Annotated in this window: 16 protein-coding genes; 10 read left to right on the top strand and 6 right to left on the bottom strand. The window is 72.3% G+C overall.

All coding sequences use genetic code 11. The features are described from left to right. Nucleotides 1-125: 125 nt before the first annotated feature. Nucleotides 126-974 (bottom strand): LLM class flavin-dependent oxidoreductase, encoded by an 849-nt coding sequence (locus AC3ERT_RS28450; protein ID WP_435177596.1) that lies wholly within the window; start codon nt 972-974, stop codon nt 126-128. 264 nt (nt 975-1238) lie between these two features. Here AC3ERT_RS28450 and AC3ERT_RS28445 point away from each other — a divergent pair, with 264 nt between their 5' ends. Together AC3ERT_RS28445 and AC3ERT_RS28440 are read left to right on the top strand one after the other, a co-directional pair. Beyond that, the gene (locus AC3ERT_RS28445) at nt 1239-1361 is read left to right on the top strand and encodes a hypothetical protein (RefSeq protein WP_435177594.1); all 123 of its coding nucleotides are present in this window, start codon (nt 1239-1241) and stop codon (nt 1359-1361) included. A gap of 627 nt (nt 1362-1988) precedes the next feature. Then, nucleotides 1989-2813 carry a GNAT family N-acetyltransferase gene (locus AC3ERT_RS28440; RefSeq protein ID WP_435177592.1) on the top strand — a complete coding sequence of 275 codons (825 nt, stop codon included), beginning with the start codon at nt 1989-1991 and terminating at the stop codon, nt 2811-2813. A 423-nt stretch (nt 2814-3236) separates the two neighbouring features. Here the strand turns inward: AC3ERT_RS28440 and AC3ERT_RS28435 are convergent, their stop codons facing one another. Then, entirely contained in the window at nt 3237-3620 is a 384-nt protein-coding gene (locus tag AC3ERT_RS28435; protein ID WP_435129363.1) for a MerR family transcriptional regulator, read from the bottom strand. Nucleotides 3621-3683: 63 nt separating this feature from the next. On the opposite strand from AC3ERT_RS28435, the gene AC3ERT_RS28430 reads away from it, so the two are divergent. Then, a complete protein-coding gene (locus tag AC3ERT_RS28430; RefSeq protein WP_435177590.1) occupies nt 3684-4478 on the top strand; it encodes an SDR family NAD(P)-dependent oxidoreductase in 795 nt (264 codons plus the stop codon). Nucleotides 4479-4821: 343 nt separating this feature from the next. On the opposite strand, the gene AC3ERT_RS28425 is transcribed toward AC3ERT_RS28430, so the two are convergent. Next, nucleotides 4822-5595 (bottom strand): glycosyltransferase family 2 protein, encoded by a 774-nt coding sequence (locus AC3ERT_RS28425; RefSeq protein WP_335974352.1) that lies wholly within the window; start codon nt 5593-5595, stop codon nt 4822-4824. A 568-nt stretch (nt 5596-6163) separates the two neighbouring features. Here AC3ERT_RS28425 and AC3ERT_RS28420 point away from each other — a divergent pair. Next, nucleotides 6164-9331, top strand: a complete 3168-nt coding sequence (locus tag AC3ERT_RS28420) for a ricin-type beta-trefoil lectin domain protein (RefSeq protein WP_435177588.1) — start codon at nt 6164-6166, stop codon at nt 9329-9331. Nucleotides 9332-9409: 78 nt separating this feature from the next. On the opposite strand, the gene AC3ERT_RS28415 is transcribed toward AC3ERT_RS28420, so the two are convergent. Continuing rightward, nucleotides 9410-10315: a LysR family transcriptional regulator gene (locus AC3ERT_RS28415; protein ID WP_435177586.1), complete on the bottom strand. Its 906-nt coding sequence runs from the start codon at nt 10313-10315 to the stop codon at nt 9410-9412. Between the two features lie 348 nt (nt 10316-10663). Between AC3ERT_RS28415 and AC3ERT_RS28410 the strand changes: the two genes are divergently transcribed. The 5 genes from AC3ERT_RS28410 (at nt 10664) to AC3ERT_RS28390 (ending at nt 15327) form a co-directional block, all read left to right on the top strand. Further along, on the top strand, nt 10664-11710 hold the full coding sequence (locus AC3ERT_RS28410; RefSeq protein ID WP_435177584.1) for an ABC transporter substrate-binding protein: 1047 nt from the start codon (nt 10664-10666) through the stop codon (nt 11708-11710). A 205-nt stretch (nt 11711-11915) separates the two neighbouring features. Continuing rightward, entirely contained in the window at nt 11916-12467 is a 552-nt protein-coding gene (locus tag AC3ERT_RS28405) for an NADPH-dependent FMN reductase (RefSeq protein ID WP_435177582.1), read from the top strand. A gap of 2 nt (nt 12468-12469) precedes the next feature. Then, on the top strand, nt 12470-13249 hold the full coding sequence (locus AC3ERT_RS28400; protein WP_435177580.1) for an SDR family oxidoreductase: 780 nt from the start codon (nt 12470-12472) through the stop codon (nt 13247-13249). A 41-nt stretch (nt 13250-13290) separates the two neighbouring features. After that, complete coding sequence (locus tag AC3ERT_RS28395; protein WP_435177578.1) at nt 13291-14460, top strand: DUF3500 domain-containing protein; 1170 nt, start codon at nt 13291-13293, stop codon at nt 14458-14460. 9 nt (nt 14461-14469) lie between these two features. Next, the gene (locus tag AC3ERT_RS28390) at nt 14470-15327 is read left to right on the top strand and encodes a fumarylacetoacetate hydrolase family protein (protein WP_435177576.1); all 858 of its coding nucleotides are present in this window, start codon (nt 14470-14472) and stop codon (nt 15325-15327) included. A gap of 23 nt (nt 15328-15350) precedes the next feature. On the opposite strand, the gene AC3ERT_RS28385 is transcribed toward AC3ERT_RS28390, so the two are convergent. After that, nucleotides 15351-16292 carry an SDR family oxidoreductase gene (locus tag AC3ERT_RS28385; protein ID WP_435129338.1) on the bottom strand — a complete coding sequence of 314 codons (942 nt, stop codon included), beginning with the start codon at nt 16290-16292 and terminating at the stop codon, nt 15351-15353. 233 nt (nt 16293-16525) lie between these two features. Between AC3ERT_RS28385 and AC3ERT_RS28380 the strand changes: the two genes are divergently transcribed. After that, nucleotides 16526-17368: a helix-turn-helix transcriptional regulator gene (locus AC3ERT_RS28380; RefSeq protein ID WP_335974381.1), complete on the top strand. Its 843-nt coding sequence runs from the start codon at nt 16526-16528 to the stop codon at nt 17366-17368. Between the two features lie 54 nt (nt 17369-17422). Here the strand turns inward: AC3ERT_RS28380 and AC3ERT_RS28375 are convergent, their stop codons facing one another. Further along, entirely contained in the window at nt 17423-18316 is an 894-nt protein-coding gene (locus AC3ERT_RS28375) for a LysR family transcriptional regulator (protein ID WP_335974385.1), read from the bottom strand. Nucleotides 18317-18452: the final 136 nt, after the last annotated feature.

The following is an 18452-nucleotide window of genomic DNA, read 5'->3' as shown; positions in this document are numbered from 1 at the left end:
ATCAACGGACTCATCGAACTCCAACGCGGCATCGCGCGAAAGCGAGCCGCCCCACAGTTCACGAACCGGCATCGACACCGTCCTGGAGCACACCGGAGACCCACGAGATGCACGAAGTGGCCGAGTCACAGGACCAGTTCTGCCAGGCGGTGGACATCGTCGATCTCGTCGGTAGCCGAGTTGAGGATGAGCTCATCGGCACCGATATCGGCGAAGGCTTTCACTACGGTGCGCACCGCTTCTGGCGTGTCGCTCAGTGTGTCGACCACGAGGTCGGTGAACTCGGTGTCGGCGTAGTAGTCCTTGAGGTTCCGGCGTCCGAGCCCGGGGTCGGTGAGCGCGAAGTACGCGATACCGACGAGCCACGGCTCACCCTGTCGGTCGGCGTCCCGCCACGCCGCACGCGCCTGGTCGAAGGAGGCCTCCGCCATCGGTGCGGGTACCGAACCGGCGATGTAGCCCTCTCCCCACCGTGCCATCCGCGCGAGAGCAGGCGCGGACATCCCGCCGAACAACAGCGGTATCTTCCGCGCTTGGCTCGTCACCGCCGGGTAGGTACCACCGCCCGCCGGAGCGCCGCCCCAGACCTCGCGATAGGTCGCCAGGTCCGCGTCCATCCGACGGCCACGGTTGCCCGGCCCGAGACCGTCGACGACGAAGTTGTCCGGCCGGATACCCGCACCGATCCCCAGGGTGAGCCGCCCGCCCGAGATCTCGTCGATGCCTGCGACCTCCTTGGCGAACAGAGTGGCGGGCCACACCGTGCTGAGCATGATCGCGCTCATCAGACCGATCCGGCTGGTCGCACCGGCAGCCGCGGCCAGCGCGACCGTGTCCATGACTCCCGGGTAGGCGATGCGGCCCGTGGTGCCCAGCGTGGAGAACCCGGCCTCCTCGGCCATCGCCGCCCACTGGGGAAGGCGCGCGGGCCGCACGTCGCGGGCCTGATTGGGAAGTCCGATGCCAATCTTCATCAAGCACCTCATGTCGTATCGGGACGGAACGGCAGCGGGAGCACACGGTAGGCACGCGCCGACGTTCGACCACGTTAGGTACGACGAAGCTCCACCTGGGAGAATCTTTCGGAACCGTAAGAAGTCCGCCCGACAGCGACCCTGGTTGGCACACCAGGAGACGTCAGCCGATCGTCAGGCTGCCCACGCACTTTCCGGCGTCCTCCCTCCGGGTCGTCAGCTGCTGCAGATCCACCCCCGGAGTACTTCAACCGGAAAGTGATCATGGAACACGACCAGCTGGTCGAACCGGGTGCGGCCCGCGTCCTGTCGTCCTATCCGACGCGCGAGGCCGCGACGATCTCGCGCTCAGGCGCACCGATCGCGTGGCCGGTCACGGGCGTGTAGCGTCCCGACGATCAGACCTTCGCGCTGTCGACATCGATCGGTTTCCCGCAGAAGGCGTTCAACATCCGGCGGGACCCGCGCGTCGCCCTGCTCTTCTCGGACCCGACGGGAAGCGGCCTCGACCGGGCAGGACAGGTCCTCCTGTAGGGCGAGGCCGAGTGCACGGACGAGATCGTGACCAAGTTCTCGCAGAGCGCGGCTCGCGGTGCCGGGCCTGACCCCCGACGATCGTCCGGAGGATCGGCGAGTTCCGCAGGGGAGTCCTGGCGAGTCTGGGCGACGGCGGACATCCCTCCCTCGCCCGGGTGGTTCCCGAAGCGGACGACGGCGGCCTCCTGCTCACCGGCACCGACGCACGGCCGGGGCGGGCGAGCCTGCTGTTCCACCGGCACGACGAACTGCTGGCCGAACCAGCGAAGCTTCGTCGTGGTCGGCGAGCTCTCCGATGTCGGTCAGCGTATCGAAATGTTCCTTACACCCCTGAAAGATTCCGCCAGGCGGCAGAGACACGGCCCTAGGGTCAATTGACCGACCCTGAAGACCGCCGTGACCGTGCGAACCGACGCGAGCTCGACAACCTCTGGATACCCCTTTCCGTGACGCCACACCTGACATAAGGAACATCACATGACAACACGCGGGGAAGCACCGAAACCTGGTGGGACGCGGCCGCGGCACGAGCTCCAGTCCCGGCCGGCCGGACCCTCCCTGGCCCTGGTCCGCGCCCAGGCCCTCCTGGCCTCCCTCGCGCCCGGTGGCAAGGTGACTCCCATCGCCCACGGGGTGGAAATCGTCGACACCACCGTCCCAGTGCCAATGCTGAACGGGCTGGTGCTGACCGCGGCCAGCCACGACCGCGCCGGCCTGGACCGTGCGCTGACCGTCGCCGCGGAGCGTCTGCCCACCTGGTCGATGCAGGTCGTCGGGCACGAACCCACCGGCGCGGAGCGGTCCGCGGCCGCCGGCCGTGACCTGCGCGAGCTTCGGTTCTCGACGATGATCCGCCCGCTGACGGACTTGCCCGACGAGGACGGCATCATGCCGTCCGTGACCTTCCGGACGGTCCGGACGTCGGAGGACCGCGCCGCGTTCGTGCGCGCGCTGGGCGAGTCGTTCGGAGCTGACACCTCCCTCGGCGAGCCGTTCGTCACCGACGCGGTGCTCTCCCACCCCGGGATCACGGTCTACATTGCGGTGGTCGACGGACAGGTCGCGGCTACCGGGATCACGATGCTCGACGACCAGGGCTGGCTCGGGGTCTACTCGGGCGGGACGGTCCCGGCCTTCCGCCGGCGTGGTTTGGGCCGCGCTCTGCTGCTGCACCGTCTGACCGAGGGCCGTCGTGCGGGCGCACACACCGCCTACCTCCAGTCCAGCAAGATGGGCCGCTCGCTCCACGAGGCACTGGGCTTCCTGGACGGCGACGACGACATCATCTACTTCACCCGCTGACCGAGACCAGGCGCTCGCCCACAACGTCAGGATCGTCGAACTCGTACAGCCACTGACCAATCTGGACCGAACCCGTCGGCACGAGAGTCGACCGGTTCGGTCACCCGAGTCGTGGTGTCTTGATGATGGCTCGGTCACCTCTGTGCGCAGCCGTTCGACGTCGACGGTGTCCACATCGAGCAGTCGCTGCATGCCGATTCCGCGCAGCTGTCCGATAACGGGGACCGCGACGGCCTCGGGGCGAACGGTGTCGCGGATCGTGCCCTCGGCGATGTCATTGCGGAAGGCGCTGTCTCGCTCCCGGAACGTCGAGGCCAGTTTGGTGTCGGTCACGGCTTCGGACCAGAGCAGCGGTGCCCTGTCGGAGCCTTCCGGGCTGGTGCGTCGGAAAGTCCCTCGGAAGTCCCCCGCCGCGCCGTCGTGTCATGCGGAGCAGGGAGGTTGGGCGCCGAGGCCGGCGGGGGTCGCGGCACCGGAGAGGTAGCGGTCGAGCATCTCTCGGCGCTGGGCGATCTGCTGCTCCTGGCGGGTGAGTTCGTCCCGGACCTCGCGGACGCGGGCCAGGAGCCGGGTGCAGTCGCCCGCGGGCGGCACCGGGGCGGTGCAGGGCAGGATGTCCCGGATGAGCTGCGAGGGCAGGCCGGCGCGGTAGAGGTCCTGAATGAAGGCCACCTGGCCCACCGCGTCGTCGCCGTACTCCCGGTAACCGTTGGAGCGGCGGTCGCTGGAGAGCAGCCCCTGGCCCTCGTAGTAGCGCAGCGAGCGGGCGCTGACCCCGGTGGCCCTGCTCAGTTCCCCGATGCGCATGCCCTTCCCTCCATCCGGCTCAGCTTGACATTGACGTTAATGTCAAAGTTTACCGTTCCGGACATGAAGAGCAACGCAGACGAAGAGGCCACACGGCGCACCACGGTCGTGACCGGCGCCGCGACGGGCATCGGGGCCGCGATCACCGAGCGGCTGGCGGCACAGGGCACGCGGCTGGTCCTGGTCGCGCGGGACGGTGCCCGCCTGGAGGCGGCGGCCGGGCGACTGCGCGCCGAGCACGGCGCCGAGGTGTCGGCGCTCGCGCTTGACCTGTCGCGGCCCGGTGCGCCTTCCCGGCTGGCCGAGTGGCTGGCGGGTGCGGGCCTCGACGTGGACGTCCTGGTGAACAATGCAGGCGCGAGCCTGCTGGGGCCGGTCGCCGGCAGCGATCCCGCGCGGCTTCGGAGCCTGGTCGACCTCAACGCCGGAGCGGTGGCGGAGCTGACGGCGCTCCTGCTGCCCGCCATGGTCTCCCGGGGAACAGGAGCGGTCGTCAACGTCGCGAGCACCGGTGCGTACGCGCCCGCCCCGTACGTGGCGGCCTACGCGGCCTCGAAGGCGTTCGTCCTGTCCTTCACCCAGGCGGTGTGGGCCGAGACGAAGGAGACGGGCGTACGGGTCGTGGCGGTCAGCCCCGGGCCGACCGAGACCGCGATGAACCCGCGGCGCATACCGGGCAAGCGCGAGCCGGGTTCCGTGGCGGACACGGTCATGACCGCCCTGGCAGGCCGGGGCCCCGCAGTCGTCGACGGCCGCCTCAACGCGTTCCAGACCTTCGTCTTCGGCCGCCTGCTGCCCGCGTCGGCAGCCGCCCGGATCGCGGAACGCTCCCTGCGCAAGGCGGCACTCGGGACCTGAGGCACGTCGCCCACCGCGGATCGCCGGCGCCCACGGGCAGCAGCACGACGGGCCGCTGTCCGAGCAGGTCACAGCCGTGAGGCCGCCGGCCGGAAGCGGCGTGGCACGGGCAGGCCCCGCGCTGCGGAGGAGACGGACGCGATCCCGGAACTCCGGCACGTCCCCTAGGCAGCCGCAGCCGTCCGGCGGGGTCCCTCGGTCAGCCAGGACACGTCCACATCGGCTCGAGGGGTCGCGTGCTGGGCGGGCCTGCGGGGCGGCGCTTCAGCGAAAGAGCGGGCGGAGTCGTTCGGGCTCGACACGTTGCCCGGGCGGTTGGCCGGGGGCTGGCGGGGCCCTGGGGTCAGATGCGGGATTTGCGCAGGGAGTGCCAGGCCGCGCCGGTCAGGGAGCGGACGGAGCGGGAGACGGAGAGCTGCTCGTGGTCCCGGTAGAGGGACCAGTTGTAGGGGACCAGCGCCATCTTGTTGGAGGAGAGCGATCCGGCGCGGCCGGCCCGGTAGAGGGCCAGGGGCTCCTGGAGGCCGCGGGCGGGGGTGCCGTCGCGCATGATGGACAGCCACAGCGCGTAGTCCTGGCGCTTGGGCATGTCCGGCATCAGCCGGGCGCCCAGAACGTTGCGGTCGTACATCGCGGTCAGGGCGCCGATGTGGTCCTGGGTGAGCATCGCGCGGTAGTCGACCTGCTCGCGGGCCCGGACCACGCGGTCGGTCGGGGTGAAGTCGGCGGCTTCACCGTCGTACTCGGCGTCCACCTTGTAGTACGAGGTGAAGGTCAGGGGCGTCCCCGCGGTCGCCGCGAAGGCGACTTGCCGCTCGGCCTTGGTCGGCAGCCACATGTCGTCGCTGTCGAGGAAGGCGATGTAGTCGCCGCGGGCCCGGGCGATGGCCTGGTTGCGGGCGCGGGCCGCGCCCCCGCGGCCTTCCGACGCCTCGGGGCGGACCCGCTCGTCCTGCCGGGCGAAGTCCTGGAGCAGGTCCATCGACTCGTCGTCGGACGCGTCGTCGGTCGCCAGCAGTTCCAGATCCGTGTGCGTCTGCGCGAGCACCGACCGGATCGAGGCGCCGAGCGTGGCTGCCGAGTTGTACACGGGCATCACGACGGACACCAAGGGCATGGGTGCCCCCTTCTTCTCAGGCAACAACGACGTGCGTCCAGGCAGGGGAAGTGTAGTCCGCGGCCCATGCCCGCCCGCAGCCGGACCGTACCCCGGGGGTGGAGCCGGGCGGGCAGCCCGGCGCGGCCGCGTGCGTCCGGTGCGCTGCGCCCGGCCTTGGTCGCGCTCGGTCACCGCCGAGGGCGGGAGGGGGCCGGCGGACACTCCCCCGCCCAGCACCGCGGCCGTGCCGTTTCCACCGCTCGGAGGAGCAGGAGAGGAGCAAGAGAGGAGCAGGAGAGGAGCAAGACGCGTGCCGTTCCGGTCTCTTGACGGTCTTCGTCGGCAGGACATAGCGTGAGCGTCCGCCGGGCTCCGGCGCCCCCAGCAGGCCGTTCGACCTCCCGCCGGAACCGGACGGGACGGCCCGCAGAGTGACGCTCCGTCAGCGAAGGACTTCTGAGCCCTGCTCAGCGCGACTGTCTCGCCGCGTCCGCACGCGGCACCGATGTGCGGCCCGGCCGCCGCCGTCCGCCGACCGGCCCGTGCCCGTCTCTCAGGGCGTACCTCATTCCGGAGGAGCATTCCTATGGGCATCAGACCCAGCCGTTCCGCCCGGCCTGCCCGTCCGCCCGCGCTCAGAAGGAGCGCGGGCTTCGTGCTGGCCCTCGGATGTCTGCTCGGCGGCATGGTGGCCGCACCGGCGTCCTCCGTCGCGAAGTCGGCCGGCGACGGCAACGGCAGCAGCAGCAGCAGCTGGGTACTGAGCACCACCGACACCGCGGACGACTACTCCCCCACCTTCGTCGGCAACGGCTACCTCGCCGCACGCGTGCCCGCGGCCGGCGAGGGCTACTCCAGCGCTCCCGTGGTCACCCAGTCCGAACTCGCCGGCCTCTACGCCGCCCCCGCGGGCCAGTACGAGCGGCGGGCGAGCCTGCCGACCTGGACCACGCTCGGCTTCGGCCGCGCCTCGGACGCCTCGGACGTCTACGGGGTGCCCGGCGCATGGTCCTGCGCGTTCGACCAGATCTGCCCGGCCAGGGACGGCGCGATCTCCGGCGGGGCGTTCGTCGAGACCTCGCACGGCGGATCGGTGGCCGGCGGCTACCTGGCCGGCCTGAACACCGACAACACCCCGACGGTCGGCGCGACCGACACCCTCGCTGTCCGCGACGCCCCGGCCGGACCGGCCGTGCTGGACGTGCGCTACTCCAACGGCAGCGGCAGCCCGCAGACGGTCCACCTCGGGGTGAACGGCGCCCTCCAGCAGCTGACCCTGCCGCCCACCGCCGACTGGGACACCTGGTCGACGGCCCAGGTACCGGTGGCGCTGACCGCGGGCACCGACACGCTGGAGATCGCCGTCGCGCAGGGCGACACGGCGCGCGTCAACGTCGACTACCTGGCCGCGTACCCGGACGGCGCGCAGCCGCCGACGGACATCGCCTCCGCCACCAACGGCACCACCAGCGGCTACCGGCAGTCGCTCGACATCCGCACCGGCGTGATCACCACCTCCTTCGACTGGACGTCCCCGGCGGGCGACCGGACGAGCTTCGTCTACGCGGTGAACGCCAACCGCGCGCAGGGCCACCTGGGTACGGTCACCGTGCGGGCCGTGCCGCACTGGAGCGGGACCGCCACCGCCGTGGACGAGTTCGACGGCCGGGGCCTGGACAACGCCACCGCAGCGGACCCGGCCGTGGACGGCAGGACCGGCACGCTGTCGGAGACCGTGGTGACCGACGGGAAGCTGGTGACCGCCGGCCTGAGCTCCGTACTGAAGGTCGACGGGAAGACCGAGCGCACCGAGCCGGTCGCGGCACGCGGGGACGGCAGCGCGGGGCAGAGCGCCGACTTCCCGGTCAGGGCCGGGCGGACGTACGAGATCACGAAGTACGTCGGGGCGGCCTCCAGCGTCGACACCGACCGGTCGCTGACGGCCGCGACGCCCCAGCAGGCCGCCGCGAGGACCGCGGCCGACGCCGCGAGGAGTGGATACCAGGACACGCTCGCCCGCAACGACCGCGCCTGGTCCGCCCTGTGGCAGTCCGGCATCTCGGTCCCCGGCGACACCGCCATGACCGCGCAGATCCACGCGTCGATGTTCTACCTGCTGGCCAGCATGCGCGCCGGGGTCACCTGGAGCACCAGCCCGGGCGGGCTGTCCTCCGACGGCTACAACGGCCACGTGTTCTGGGACATGGAGACCTGGATGTATCCGGCGCTCCTGGCGCAGTACCCCGGCATCGCGCAGACCGCGGACACCTACCGGCAGAAGCTGCTGCCCGCGGCGGAGGCCGCGGCCGCCGCGGCGTCCACCCCGGCGCAGCCGCTCAAGGGCGCGAAGTTCCCCTGGGAGAGCTCCCTCACCGGCAAGGAGTCGATCCCGCCGGGCAACAACGAGGGCAACGACGAGATCCACATCGACTCCGACATCGCCCTCGCGCAGTGGCAGTACTACGAGGCCAGCGGCGACACCGCGTGGCTGCGGACCAAGGCGTGGCCGGTGCTGAAGGACATCGCCGACTACTGGGCCGCCCGCGCCGTGCCCGACCCGGCCGGCGGGTACGACATCGACGACGTGCTCGGCCCCGACGAGTACCACGACCACGTGGACGACAGCGCGAGCACCAACGCCGGTGCGCAGGCGTCGCTGCGGATCGCGATCCAGGCGGCCGGCATCCTCGGCAAGTCCGCCGACCCGGCGTGGCGCACGGTCAGCGACGGGCTGAAGATCCCGGTCGACACCGCGGCCGGCATCCACCCCGAGTTCCAGGGCTACGCCGGCCAGCAGGTCAAGCAGGCCGACGTCACGCTGTTGCAGTACCCGTGGAACGTGCAGATGCCCGCCGGCCTGGCGCAGAACGACCTGGACTACTACACCCAGCACTCCGACCCCGGCGGGCCGTCGATGACCGACTCCATTGCCACCATCGACGCCGCCGCCCTCGGCTCGCCGGGCTGCACGGCCTACGACCATCTGCGCAGCAGCGTCGACCCGTTCGTCGCCGGGCCGTTCGACCAGTTCAACGAGACCCGCACCGGCGGGGCGTTCACCTTCACCACCGGTGAGGGCGGTTACCTCCAGGAGTTCCTGTACGGCTTCACCGGGCTGCGCTGGGGCACGGACGCGGTCACCCTCGACCCGTTCCTGCCGCAGCAGCTGCCGGGGGTGGACATCACCGGCGTCAAGTGGCAGGGCAGGACGTTCGACGTCTCCGTCGGACCGAAGACCACGACGCTGACCCTGCGCTCGGGACCGCCGCTGACGGTGCGGGACGGCGGCGGCACGTCGCACAAGGTCACCCGGGGAGCGGCGCTGCACCTGCCGACCCGGCACCCGGCGGCCACGGCGCAGCCGTCGACCTGCGACAGCCCGATCGTCGGCGCCGCCAGCAGCCGCTGCGTGGACGTCACCGGCGGCAACAGCAGCGACGGGACGGCGCTCCAGCTGTACGACTGCAACGGCACCGTGTCCCAGACCTGGTCCATGCCCGGTGACGGCACCCTGCGGGCGATGGGCAAGTGCATGGACGTCCGCGGCGGCTCCGGCGCCGACGGGACGCCGGCGCGGCTCTACACCTGCGACGGTTCGCCCACCCAGCAGTGGACGCTCGACCAGAAGGCGGGCACGCTTCTCTCCGCCGGGAAGTGCCTCACCGCGGCCGGCGGCGCGACCGCGAACGGCACGCAGCTCCAACTCCAGGAGTGCCAGGGCGGCACCGACCAGCAGTGGAAGCTCACTTCCTGACCTGGCGGCACCCGGGTCCGCGCGGGCGGGGCACCACGACCGCCCGCGCGGACCACCCGGTCCGGCTCCCGTGCCGGCTCAGCGCACCCGTACGGCCGGGGGCTGGTCGAGGCTCGCGATGAGATGGCCGAGGTCCCGGCGGTGGGAGCCGGCGTTCCACACCGCCCAGGTGCGCCGCACGATCGGGTGGCCGGCCAGCGGGAACCAGGCGACCGTCTCGGGCAGCGGCTGGGACCAGCCGGGCGGGGCGAGGGTGAAGGACTTGCCGACGCTCAGCGAGGCGAGCTTCACCTCGGCGATCAGCGGCGGCCCGTCGGGCGGTACGGGGCCGGGGTCGACGCCGTGGCTGCGCAGGATGGCGGTGACCTCGTCGTGCCAGGCGGGGCTGCCCGCGCGGGGGAAGCCGAGCCAGTCCAGTCCGATCAGGGCGTCCAGGCGGATGCCGTCGGGCCCGGCCAGCCCCGTGGCGTGCTCCGCCACCAGCACCACGCCCAGCGGCTCCTGCGCGACGAGCATCGCGTCGAACTCCTGGCCGGCGGGGCGCATCCGCAGCAGGCCGAGGTCGAGGTCGTTCGCGTGCAGCGCCGTCAGCTGGTCGGCGGTGGACAGGTGCCGGGCCTGGACCCGGGTAGTGGGATACGCCACCGCGAGGTCGAGCAGCGCCTTCGACAGCAGGTCCGGCGGCAGCTCCACGGGGATGCCGATCCGCAGGGTGGCCGCGGCCGCGGCGCGCGCGTCCATGGTCGCCAGCGCCTGGTCGTAGCGGGCCAGGATTGCGCGGGCCTCGGCGAGCAGGGTGAGGCCGGACTCGGTGGCCTGGACACCGGTGGAGCTGCGGATCAGCAGCTGCACCCCGAACTCCCGCTCCAGCGCGCCGATGGTCTGGGACACGGCGGGCTGGCTGATGTGCAGCCGCCGCGCGGCCGCGGACAGGCCCTGCTCCTCGACGACCGCGACGAACGCGCGCATTGCTCGCATCTCCATGCGCCTATGGCATCACAGGTGTACGGGCCGCGGCCCGCCGGCATGGACGTCAGCGCGGCCGTGGGGGCGGTGGCGGTAGCGGTAGCGGTGGCAGGCGGAGCCACGGCCCGGCGGCGGGCACGGACTTCGGCTCGCCCGCGCGCACGGCCGGACGAGTATGCGCCGGAGCCCCGGCCGATGGCAAGACATCCCGCCGGCAGGCCATTCCCGGCGCTTATGACGGCTCTCACCAGCCGCTCTGTCCGGCGGCTATGCACCGTACGGGGCTCGGGCGTTGGCTTGGGGACACCAGGGCGGCGGGACGTCCGGGCGTCGTACGGGGCAAGGGCGAAGGAGAGGGCATTGTCGATGCGAAGAGCAACGCGGCACCACCGACCGGGCCGCCGGGGAGCCGTGTCGGCGGCCGTACTGGCCGTCGGCCTGGTCGCCGCCGGCTGCGGGAACTCCTCGTCGGCATCGGGGTCGGGCACCAGCTCGGTGACCATCGGTGTCTCGGGGGCCAACGTCAACATCCTGCCGGTGTGGGTGGCGCAGAAGAAGAACTACTTCGCCGCACACGGCATCAAGGTCAAGCTGGAGGTGCTGACGCCGACCGTCACCAGCAGCGCGCTCACGTCGGGCTCGGTGCAGTTCCTCGCCGGCAGCGCGAAGAACTTCCTGGACGCCGTGGACAAGGGCACCGGTGAGCTGACCGTGGCGCAGACCTCGGTCGGGGTCCCGCTGGGCCTGGTCATCAGCACGCACTTCGCGAAAGCGCACCACCTCACCAAGGACTCCTCGCCGGCCGCGGTCGCCAAGGCGCTGGTCGGCTCGACCGGCGGGTCGTCGTCGGAGTCGACCACCGCCGAGGTGAACCTCTTCCTGCACGAACACGGCGTCGACACCGGCCGGATGAAGGTCGCGTCGCTGTCGAGCCCGACGATCTACGAGACCGCGCTGAAGACGAACCGGATCGACTGGTTCTGCACGTCGGAGCCGACGCCGCTCCAGGCGCAGGCGGCGGGCACCGGCATCGTGGTCGCGAGCTCCGCCAACGTGCCCGCCTGGGAGCCGCAGAACATGGGCCCGGGCAACATCACGGTCACCACGCGCAGCTACGCCGAGAAGCACCCCGACACCGTCAAGCAGTTCGCGCAGGCGATGCAGGAGGCGGTGAAGTACATCCACGACAACGAGGGCTCCACCGCGCTGACCGACATCGCGGCGGCGGAGAGCCCGGGCATCCCGCGCGACGTCCTCAAGGAGTCGATCTCGGAGATCGACTGGCCGGCGGACGGCCGGATGACGGCGGCGCAGTGGGCCACCGCCGTGAAGTTCACCTCGCAGATCGACGTCATCAAGCCGGACATGAAGGTGACCGAGGGCGACGACTGGACGAACGCGTACCTCGGCTGAGGCCCGCGTCCGAGCCCGCGTCCACGTCCGGGCCCGAGCCCGCGTCCGGGCCCGCGCTCACACCCACGCTCACGCCGAGGCGCTCCGTCCAGGACCCCGGCCCCATCCCCACAGGAGAAACGACACCATGGTGCACGAAGCCCGTCCGCCCGCGGACGGACCCGGTACGGCCCCACCGCCGCGACACCCCCGCGGACGGGTGGGCGTGATCGTCGGCAGCACCCGGCCGACGCGGATCTGCGCGGACCTCGCCGAGGTGGCCGCCGGCCACCTCGGCGCGGCCGGCGCCCTGACCTACGAACTGGTCGACCTCGCCACCATCGGCCTGCCGTTCCTCGACGAGCCCCGCAAGCCCGCGCTCGGCGGCTACGCGCACGCGCACACCCGCACCTGGAGCGCCGTCGTCCGCTCCTTCGACGGCTTCGTCCTGGTCTTCCCGCAGTACAACTGGGGGTATCCGGCGGTGCTGAAGAACGCGCTGGACTTCCTGTACGAGGAGTGGCGGGGCAAACCGGCCGCGATCGTCAGCTACGGCAGCCGCGGGGGCTCCCGGGCCGCGGAGCAGATGCGGACGGTGCTCACGGGCCTGCACATGAACGTCGTCGCCGGGGACGTGCTGATCCGTACGTCCGCCGACGACGTCGACGACACCGGAGCGCTCGTCGACGCCAAGCGGACCCTCGCCCCGTACCGGGACGCGCTCGCGGCCGTCGACGCGGAGCTGTCCGCGCTGCTGGCCCCGACGGTGGAGGACTGACCATGGACCTGGGAATCGAGGGGCGCAGGGCCGTGGTCTGCGCGTCGAGCCGCGGCATCGGACGGGCGTGCGCGGCGGCGCTCGCGGCCGAGGGCGCGGAGGTGTGGCTGAACGGGCGCGACGAGGAGGCGCTCGCGCGGGCGGTGCGGGAGGTCGGCGACGCGGCCGCCCTCCCGGTGCACGGCGTGGCGGGCGACCTGACGACCGCTCAGGGGCGGGCCGCGCTGCTGGCGGCGTGCCCGGAGCCCGACATCCTCGTCACGAACAACCGCGGGCCGCGGCCCGGGCGCCTCGCCGAGCTGGCCGAGGCCGATCTCGCGGAAGCCCTGGACCTGCACTTCTCCGCGCCGATCCACCTGCTGCGCGCGGTGGTCGACGGGATGGTCGCACGGCGCTTCGGCCGGATCGTCAACGTCACGTCGGCGGTGGTGACCCGGCCCAGCCCGACGATGGTGGCGTCCAGCGGGGCGCGGGCCGGGCTGACCGCGGTGATGAAGGCCGTTTCGAAGGAGGTCGCCCGGTACAACGTGACGGTCAACAACATCCTCCCCGAGCGCATCGACTCCGGGCGGCAGCAGGAGCTGGCGCACCGCACGGCCGAGCGGGAGGGGATCAGCTTCGAGCAGGCGCGGCGGCGGCAGGCGGAGTCGGTCGCGGCGGGACGGCTCGGCGCACCCGCGGAGATCGCCGCGGCCTGCGTGTTCTTCTGCGCGGACCAGGCCGGCTACATCTCCGGCAACAACCTCCACGTCGACGGCGGAAGTTATGTCGGTCTTGTCTGAGGCGGCGCGAGGCGCGACCGAAGCAGGGGTGGGGAGCGGAGATGTCTGAGGTGTACGAGGCGCCCGAGGTGATCCGCCGGATGCTGGTGAACACCACCGCGCTGCTGAACTGCCTGAGTCCGGAGCAGCGCGCGCAGGCGTGGTTCCCGTTGGACAGCCCGCACCGCAAGGACTGGGACTTCGTGCCGAAGCCGGACCGGACCGGGGTGCCGCTGGCGGTGCTGGACCGCCATCAACGGGCCCTGGCGCACTCCTTGTTGAGCGCCGGGCTGAGCACGCGCGGCTACTCGATGGCGTTGTCCGTCATGGCGATGGAGAACGTGCTGCGCGAGGTGGGGGCGCACCGGTTCGGGGTCGCGGCCGCGGACATGCGCAACCCGGACCTGTACTTCTTCTCGTTCTTCGGCCGCCCCAGCCACGAGGACACCTGGGGCTGGCGGGTGGTCGGCCACCATCTGTCGCTGAACTACACCATCGTCGACGAGCGTTTCCTGTCCGTCACCCCCTGCAACATGGGCAGCCAGCCGGCGTCCGCCGGCGTCATCGCCCCGCTCCACGACGACGACCGGCTCGGCTTCGACCTGCTGCACGCCCTGTCGCCGCGGCAGCGGTCCACGGCGGTCATCCACCATGTCGCGCCGGCGGACTTCGTCACCCGGCAGGTGCCGCTCATCGGCAAGGTGGAGTATCCCGACTACTGGGACCTCGGCATCCCCTCGTACGTGATCACCGACGAGGACCGGGAGGCGCTGAAGTTCGAGAAGGACACCCCGCGCGGCATCGCGGTCAGCGACCTGGCGCCGGAACAGGCCGAGGTGTTCTGGTCGCTGGCGGCGAACCACCTGCACCGCATGCCGGCGGCCGTCGCCGAACGGCAGCTGGAGCGGCTGCGGGACGAGGGCGCGGACAACATCTTCTTCTGCTGGGCGGGCGGGGACCGGCAGGGGACGTCGCACTACTACCGGATTCAGAGCCAGCGCCTGCTCTTCGAGTTCGACAACGCCATCGACAACGGCAACCACATCCACTCGATGTGGCGGGACTACCGGAACGACTTCGGGCACGAGCTGCTCCTCGACCACTACGAGCGGGAGCGGCTGACCGGGCACCATCTGCGGACCCGGCTGACCTCCTCCGTTCCGGACGACGAGGATGCCCGGCGCGACACCGGCGGTACCCGGCCGGTGGGACCGAGTTCGCACACCATTTGAGGAGTTCCCTTGATTCTCTGCTTCTTCGACGGCGGCCGGCTCGGCGTCGTGGGCGGCGGCCGGGTGGCCGAGGTGCCCGAGTCGCTGGTGCCGGGCACGACCCGGCCGCAGGACCGCCTGGCCGCACTGATCGAGAGCTACGACGAGGTGCGCGACCGGCTGGTCGCGCTGCCCGGGGACGCCTCGCCCGCGCTGGCCGAGGTCGTACTCGAGGCGCCGGTCCCGTCCCCGCAGCAACTGCTGTGCGCGGTGAAGAACTACGCCGACGACCGGCAGGGCGTGGCGGCGGACTTCTTCCTGAAGTCGCCGCTGTCGATCACCGGGACCGGTACGACGGTGACGCTGCCGCCGATCGAGGCGCGGGTCTTCCACCACGAACCGGAACTGGCGGTCGTCATCGGCCGGGGCGGCCGTGACATCGGCGCCGCCGACGCGATGGGCCACGTCTTCGGCTACACCGGGTTCCTCGACCTGTCGGCGCGCGATGTCGGGCAGACCTACTACGTCAAGAAGTCGCTGGGCGGCTTCGGCCCGATGGGCCCCTTCCTGGTCACCGCCGACGCCGTCCCAGACCCGCACGACCTGGTGGTCGAGCTGTCGGTGAACGGCGAGGTGCGGCAGCGCTACTCGACCGGGCAGATGGCCAACCGGATCGACCGGCTCATCGAGGTGGCGTCCTCGGTCTCCGGCCTCGCCCCCGGCGACGTCATCGCCACCGGCACGCACCACATCGGCATGGGCCCGGTGCAGCACGGCGACCGCGTGACGCTGGCCATCGAGCGGATCGGCGAGCTGACCGTCGACATCGCGGACCCGCTGCGCCGCGTGTGGGACTCCGCCGGGCGGCGGCTGGACCCCGCGGTGTAGCGCGGGCGGCCCGGCCCGGCCGGTCAGTCCTCGAAGCGGACCCCGGTGAGGTCCTCGGACAGCTGCCACAGGCGCTGCGCGTCGGCGGTGCCGCGCAGCCGGGAGTAGGGCGGGTGCTCGGCGGGGCGGCCGCCGAGCTGGCCGGGGCCGGCCGGGCCGTAGAAGCCGCCGGGCTTCGCGTCGGGTGAGGTCGCCGCGTACAGCGCGGGGAGCTGGGCGGTCTCGACGGTGCCGACGACGATGCCGCGCGCGGACAGGGCGCGGATGACGCGTACGCCCAGGGTGTCCTTGGCGCGGCCGACCTCGGGGCGGGCCGCGAGGAGGCTGGTGGGGGCGACGCCGGGGTGGGAGAGGTTGCTGCTGACGCCCCAGCCGCCGGCGTCGCTGCGCCGCTGGAGTTCGAGTCCGAAGAGGCCGAGGGCGATCTTCGAGTGGCTGTAGGCGCGCATGCCGTCGTAGGACCGCTCCCAGTCCGGGTCGTCCCAGTGCACGGCATGCCGGTTCGCGGCCACGCTGACCTGCGAGGTCACCCGGGCGTGCCCGGCGCGCAGCAGGGGCAGCAGGTGGGCGGTCAGGGCGAAGTGGCCCAGGTGGTTGGTGCCGAACTGCAGCTCGTGGCCGTCGGCGGTGGTCTGCCGCTCCGGCGGGGTCATGACGCCGGCGTTGTTGACCAGGAGGTGGACGGGCCGGCCCTCCTCGCGCAGGGCCGCGCCGAGCGCGGCGACGGAGGCGAGCGAGGACAGGTCGAGGGTGCGCAGCGAGACCTGCGCGGCGGGGACCTGCCGGCGGATCTCGGCGAGCGCCGCCTCGCCCTTGCGCGGGTTGCGGACCGGCAGGACGACCTCCGCGCCGGCGGCGGCGAGGCGGGTGGCGATGCCCAGTCCGATGCCGTCGCTGGCGCCGGTGACGACGGCGAGCTTTCCGGTCTGGTCGGGAACGGTGATGTCGATGGTCCTGCGCGGCATGTCGTCTCTCCCTGGTGGCGTCCTCTGCTGCCACTGTGGCAACGATCGGCGGTGCCTTTCAGGGACTGCCGATCCGATGTTCCGCGGGGCGGGGGCCGCCGGGTGGGTCCGCGAAGGGGGGATCGGCGATCAGTGGATGGGGGCGGCCGGGGGCGTTAGAAAGGAGGGAACCGCGCGGGACGCGGGCCGCCGGGTGGGCCCGGCCGGCGGGTCCGGCGGGTGGGAGGAGAGCCGTGGAGATCGACCGGAGCGGGCTGGCCGCCTTCCTGCGCCGCCGCCGGGAGCTGCTGCAACCCGAGGACGTGGGCCTGCCGCGCGGGCAGCGCCGCCGGACCCGCGGGCTGCGCCGCGAGGAGGTCGCCGCGCTCTGCCACATGTCGGCCGACTACTACTCCCGGCTGGAGCGGGAGTGCGGCCCCCAGCCGTCGGAGCAGATGGCCGCCTCGATCGCCCAGGGCCTGCACCTGTCGCCGGCCGAACGCGACCACCTCTTCCGCCTCGCCGGCCACGCCCCGCCGGTCCGCGGCGCGGCGGGCGGGCACGTCGGCCCCGGCCTGCTGCGGGTCCTGGACCGCCTGGACGACACCCCCGCGGAGATCGTCACCGAGCTCGGGGAGACCCTGCGGCAGAGCCCGCTGGGCGTCGCCCTCACCGGCGACTCGACCCGCTACTCCGGCCCGGAGCGCAGCTTCGGCTTCCGGTGGTTCACCGACCCGGGCACCCGCGCGATGTACGTACCCGAGGACCACGCGCTGCTCTCCCGGGCGTTCGCGTCCGGGCTGCGCGAGATCGCCGCACTGCGCGGCCCGGGGTCCCGCGCGGACCGGTACGCCGAGCTGCTCCGGGCGCGCAGCGCGGAGTTCCGCGAGCTGTGGGAGCGGCACGAGGTCGGGGTCCGCCTGCACCGCGTGAAGCGCTTCGTCCACCCCGAGGTCGGCACGCTGGAGCTGAACTGCCAGACGCTGCTGGACCCGGACCAGTCGCACCGGCTGCTCGTCTACACCGCCGAGCCCGGCAGCGAGAGCCACGACAAGCTGCGGCTGCTGGCGCTCACCGCGCCCCGCGCCGCCGTCTGACCGCGCCGCCCGGAACGCCCCCGGGCTCCCCCGGGATGTCGCGTGCGGGCGGTGTCAGTACGCCCGGGCGGCCGCGCGGATCGCCCGCAGGACGGTCGCGACCGCCGCCACGTCCGCCATGTCCGGCCACAGCAGCGCGTACGTGCGGCGCAACGGCCAGTCCCGCAGCGGGCGGTGGACGAGCGACGGGACGACCGGGCCGCGCAGCGCCATCTCGCCCATCAGGGTGATGCCCAGCCCGGCGGCCACCAGCGCCTGGATGGCGTGCGCGTCGTCGACGGTCGCGCTGATCTGCGGCTGGAACCCCGCACTGGTGCAGGCCGCGGCGAACCGGTCCCGGTGGCTCTCCATCACCCAGCGCTGGTCGGCCAGTTCGTCCAGGCCGATCGCCGGGCGGTCGGCGAGCGGGTGGTCCTCGCGCATCACCACGCAGCGCCGGTCGGTCATCAACGGGACGCGCAGCATGGCCGATTCGCCCTCGGGGGTGTCCTCGTTCTCCCAGTTGCACAGCAGGCCGAGGTCGGCCTCGCCGGTACGGATGAGGCGGCGGGCCTCGACGGGTTCGGCCTGGGTGACGGTGACCCGCACATCGGGGTGGCCGGCCGCCAGCGAGGTGATCACCTGCGGCAGCAGCGTCAGACAGCTGCTCTGGAAGGCGACCATGCGCACCAGCCCGCCGCCCCTGGCCACCAGGGAGGCGATGTCCTGGTCGGCGGCGCGCAGCACCGAGAAGATCGTGTCGGCGTGCCGGACCAGGCTCTCCCCGGTCGGCGTCAGTTGCAGCCCGCGCCCGACGCGGGTGAACAGCGGTGTGCCGACGGACTGTTGCAGCCGCCGCATCTGGTAGCTGACCGCGGGCTGGGTGAAGCCGAGGGAGGAGGCGGCGGCGGTGTAGGAGCCCGTGCGCGCGATCTCGGCCAGCACCTCCAACTGGCGTACGTCCAACATCCGCAAAGGATAAGCGTCATTGATGGAGAGGTGAAAAAACTCTCGTTGGACCCGGCGGCCGGCGTCCGCTGCAATAGAGGCCGCGAACCCGCGGAGCCCCGGAACCGTCGTTTCGGGCCCGCTTCCCGGCCCCCAG

This window comes from Actinacidiphila sp. bgisy145 (assembly GCF_057708125.1).
This window is presented reverse-complemented; position numbering and strand designations above follow the sequence as displayed.

Coding starts and splice junctions, on each gene's coding strand:
- AC3ERT_RS28450 (WP_435177596.1), bottom strand. CDS start 974: ATGAAGATTGGCATCGGACTTCCCAATCAGGCCCGCGACGTGCGGCCC.
- AC3ERT_RS28445 (WP_435177594.1), top strand. CDS start 1,239: ATGGAACACGACCAGCTGGTCGAACCGGGTGCGGCCCGCGTCCTGTCG.
- AC3ERT_RS28440 (WP_435177592.1), top strand. CDS start 1,989: ATGACAACACGCGGGGAAGCACCGAAACCTGGTGGGACGCGGCCGCGG.
- AC3ERT_RS28435 (WP_435129363.1), bottom strand. CDS start 3,620: ATGCGCATCGGGGAACTGAGCAGGGCCACCGGGGTCAGCGCCCGCTCG.
- AC3ERT_RS28430 (WP_435177590.1), top strand. CDS start 3,684: ATGAAGAGCAACGCAGACGAAGAGGCCACACGGCGCACCACGGTCGTG.
- AC3ERT_RS28425 (WP_335974352.1), bottom strand. CDS start 5,595: ATGCCCTTGGTGTCCGTCGTGATGCCCGTGTACAACTCGGCAGCCACG.
- AC3ERT_RS28420 (WP_435177588.1), top strand. CDS start 6,164: ATGGGCATCAGACCCAGCCGTTCCGCCCGGCCTGCCCGTCCGCCCGCG.
- AC3ERT_RS28415 (WP_435177586.1), bottom strand. CDS start 10,315: ATGGAGATGCGAGCAATGCGCGCGTTCGTCGCGGTCGTCGAGGAGCAG.
- AC3ERT_RS28410 (WP_435177584.1), top strand. CDS start 10,664: ATGCGAAGAGCAACGCGGCACCACCGACCGGGCCGCCGGGGAGCCGTG.
- AC3ERT_RS28400 (WP_435177580.1), top strand. CDS start 12,470: ATGGACCTGGGAATCGAGGGGCGCAGGGCCGTGGTCTGCGCGTCGAGC.
- AC3ERT_RS28395 (WP_435177578.1), top strand. CDS start 13,291: ATGTCTGAGGTGTACGAGGCGCCCGAGGTGATCCGCCGGATGCTGGTG.
- AC3ERT_RS28385 (WP_435129338.1), bottom strand. CDS start 16,292: ATGCCGCGCAGGACCATCGACATCACCGTTCCCGACCAGACCGGAAAG.
- AC3ERT_RS28375 (WP_335974385.1), bottom strand. CDS start 18,316: ATGTTGGACGTACGCCAGTTGGAGGTGCTGGCCGAGATCGCGCGCACG.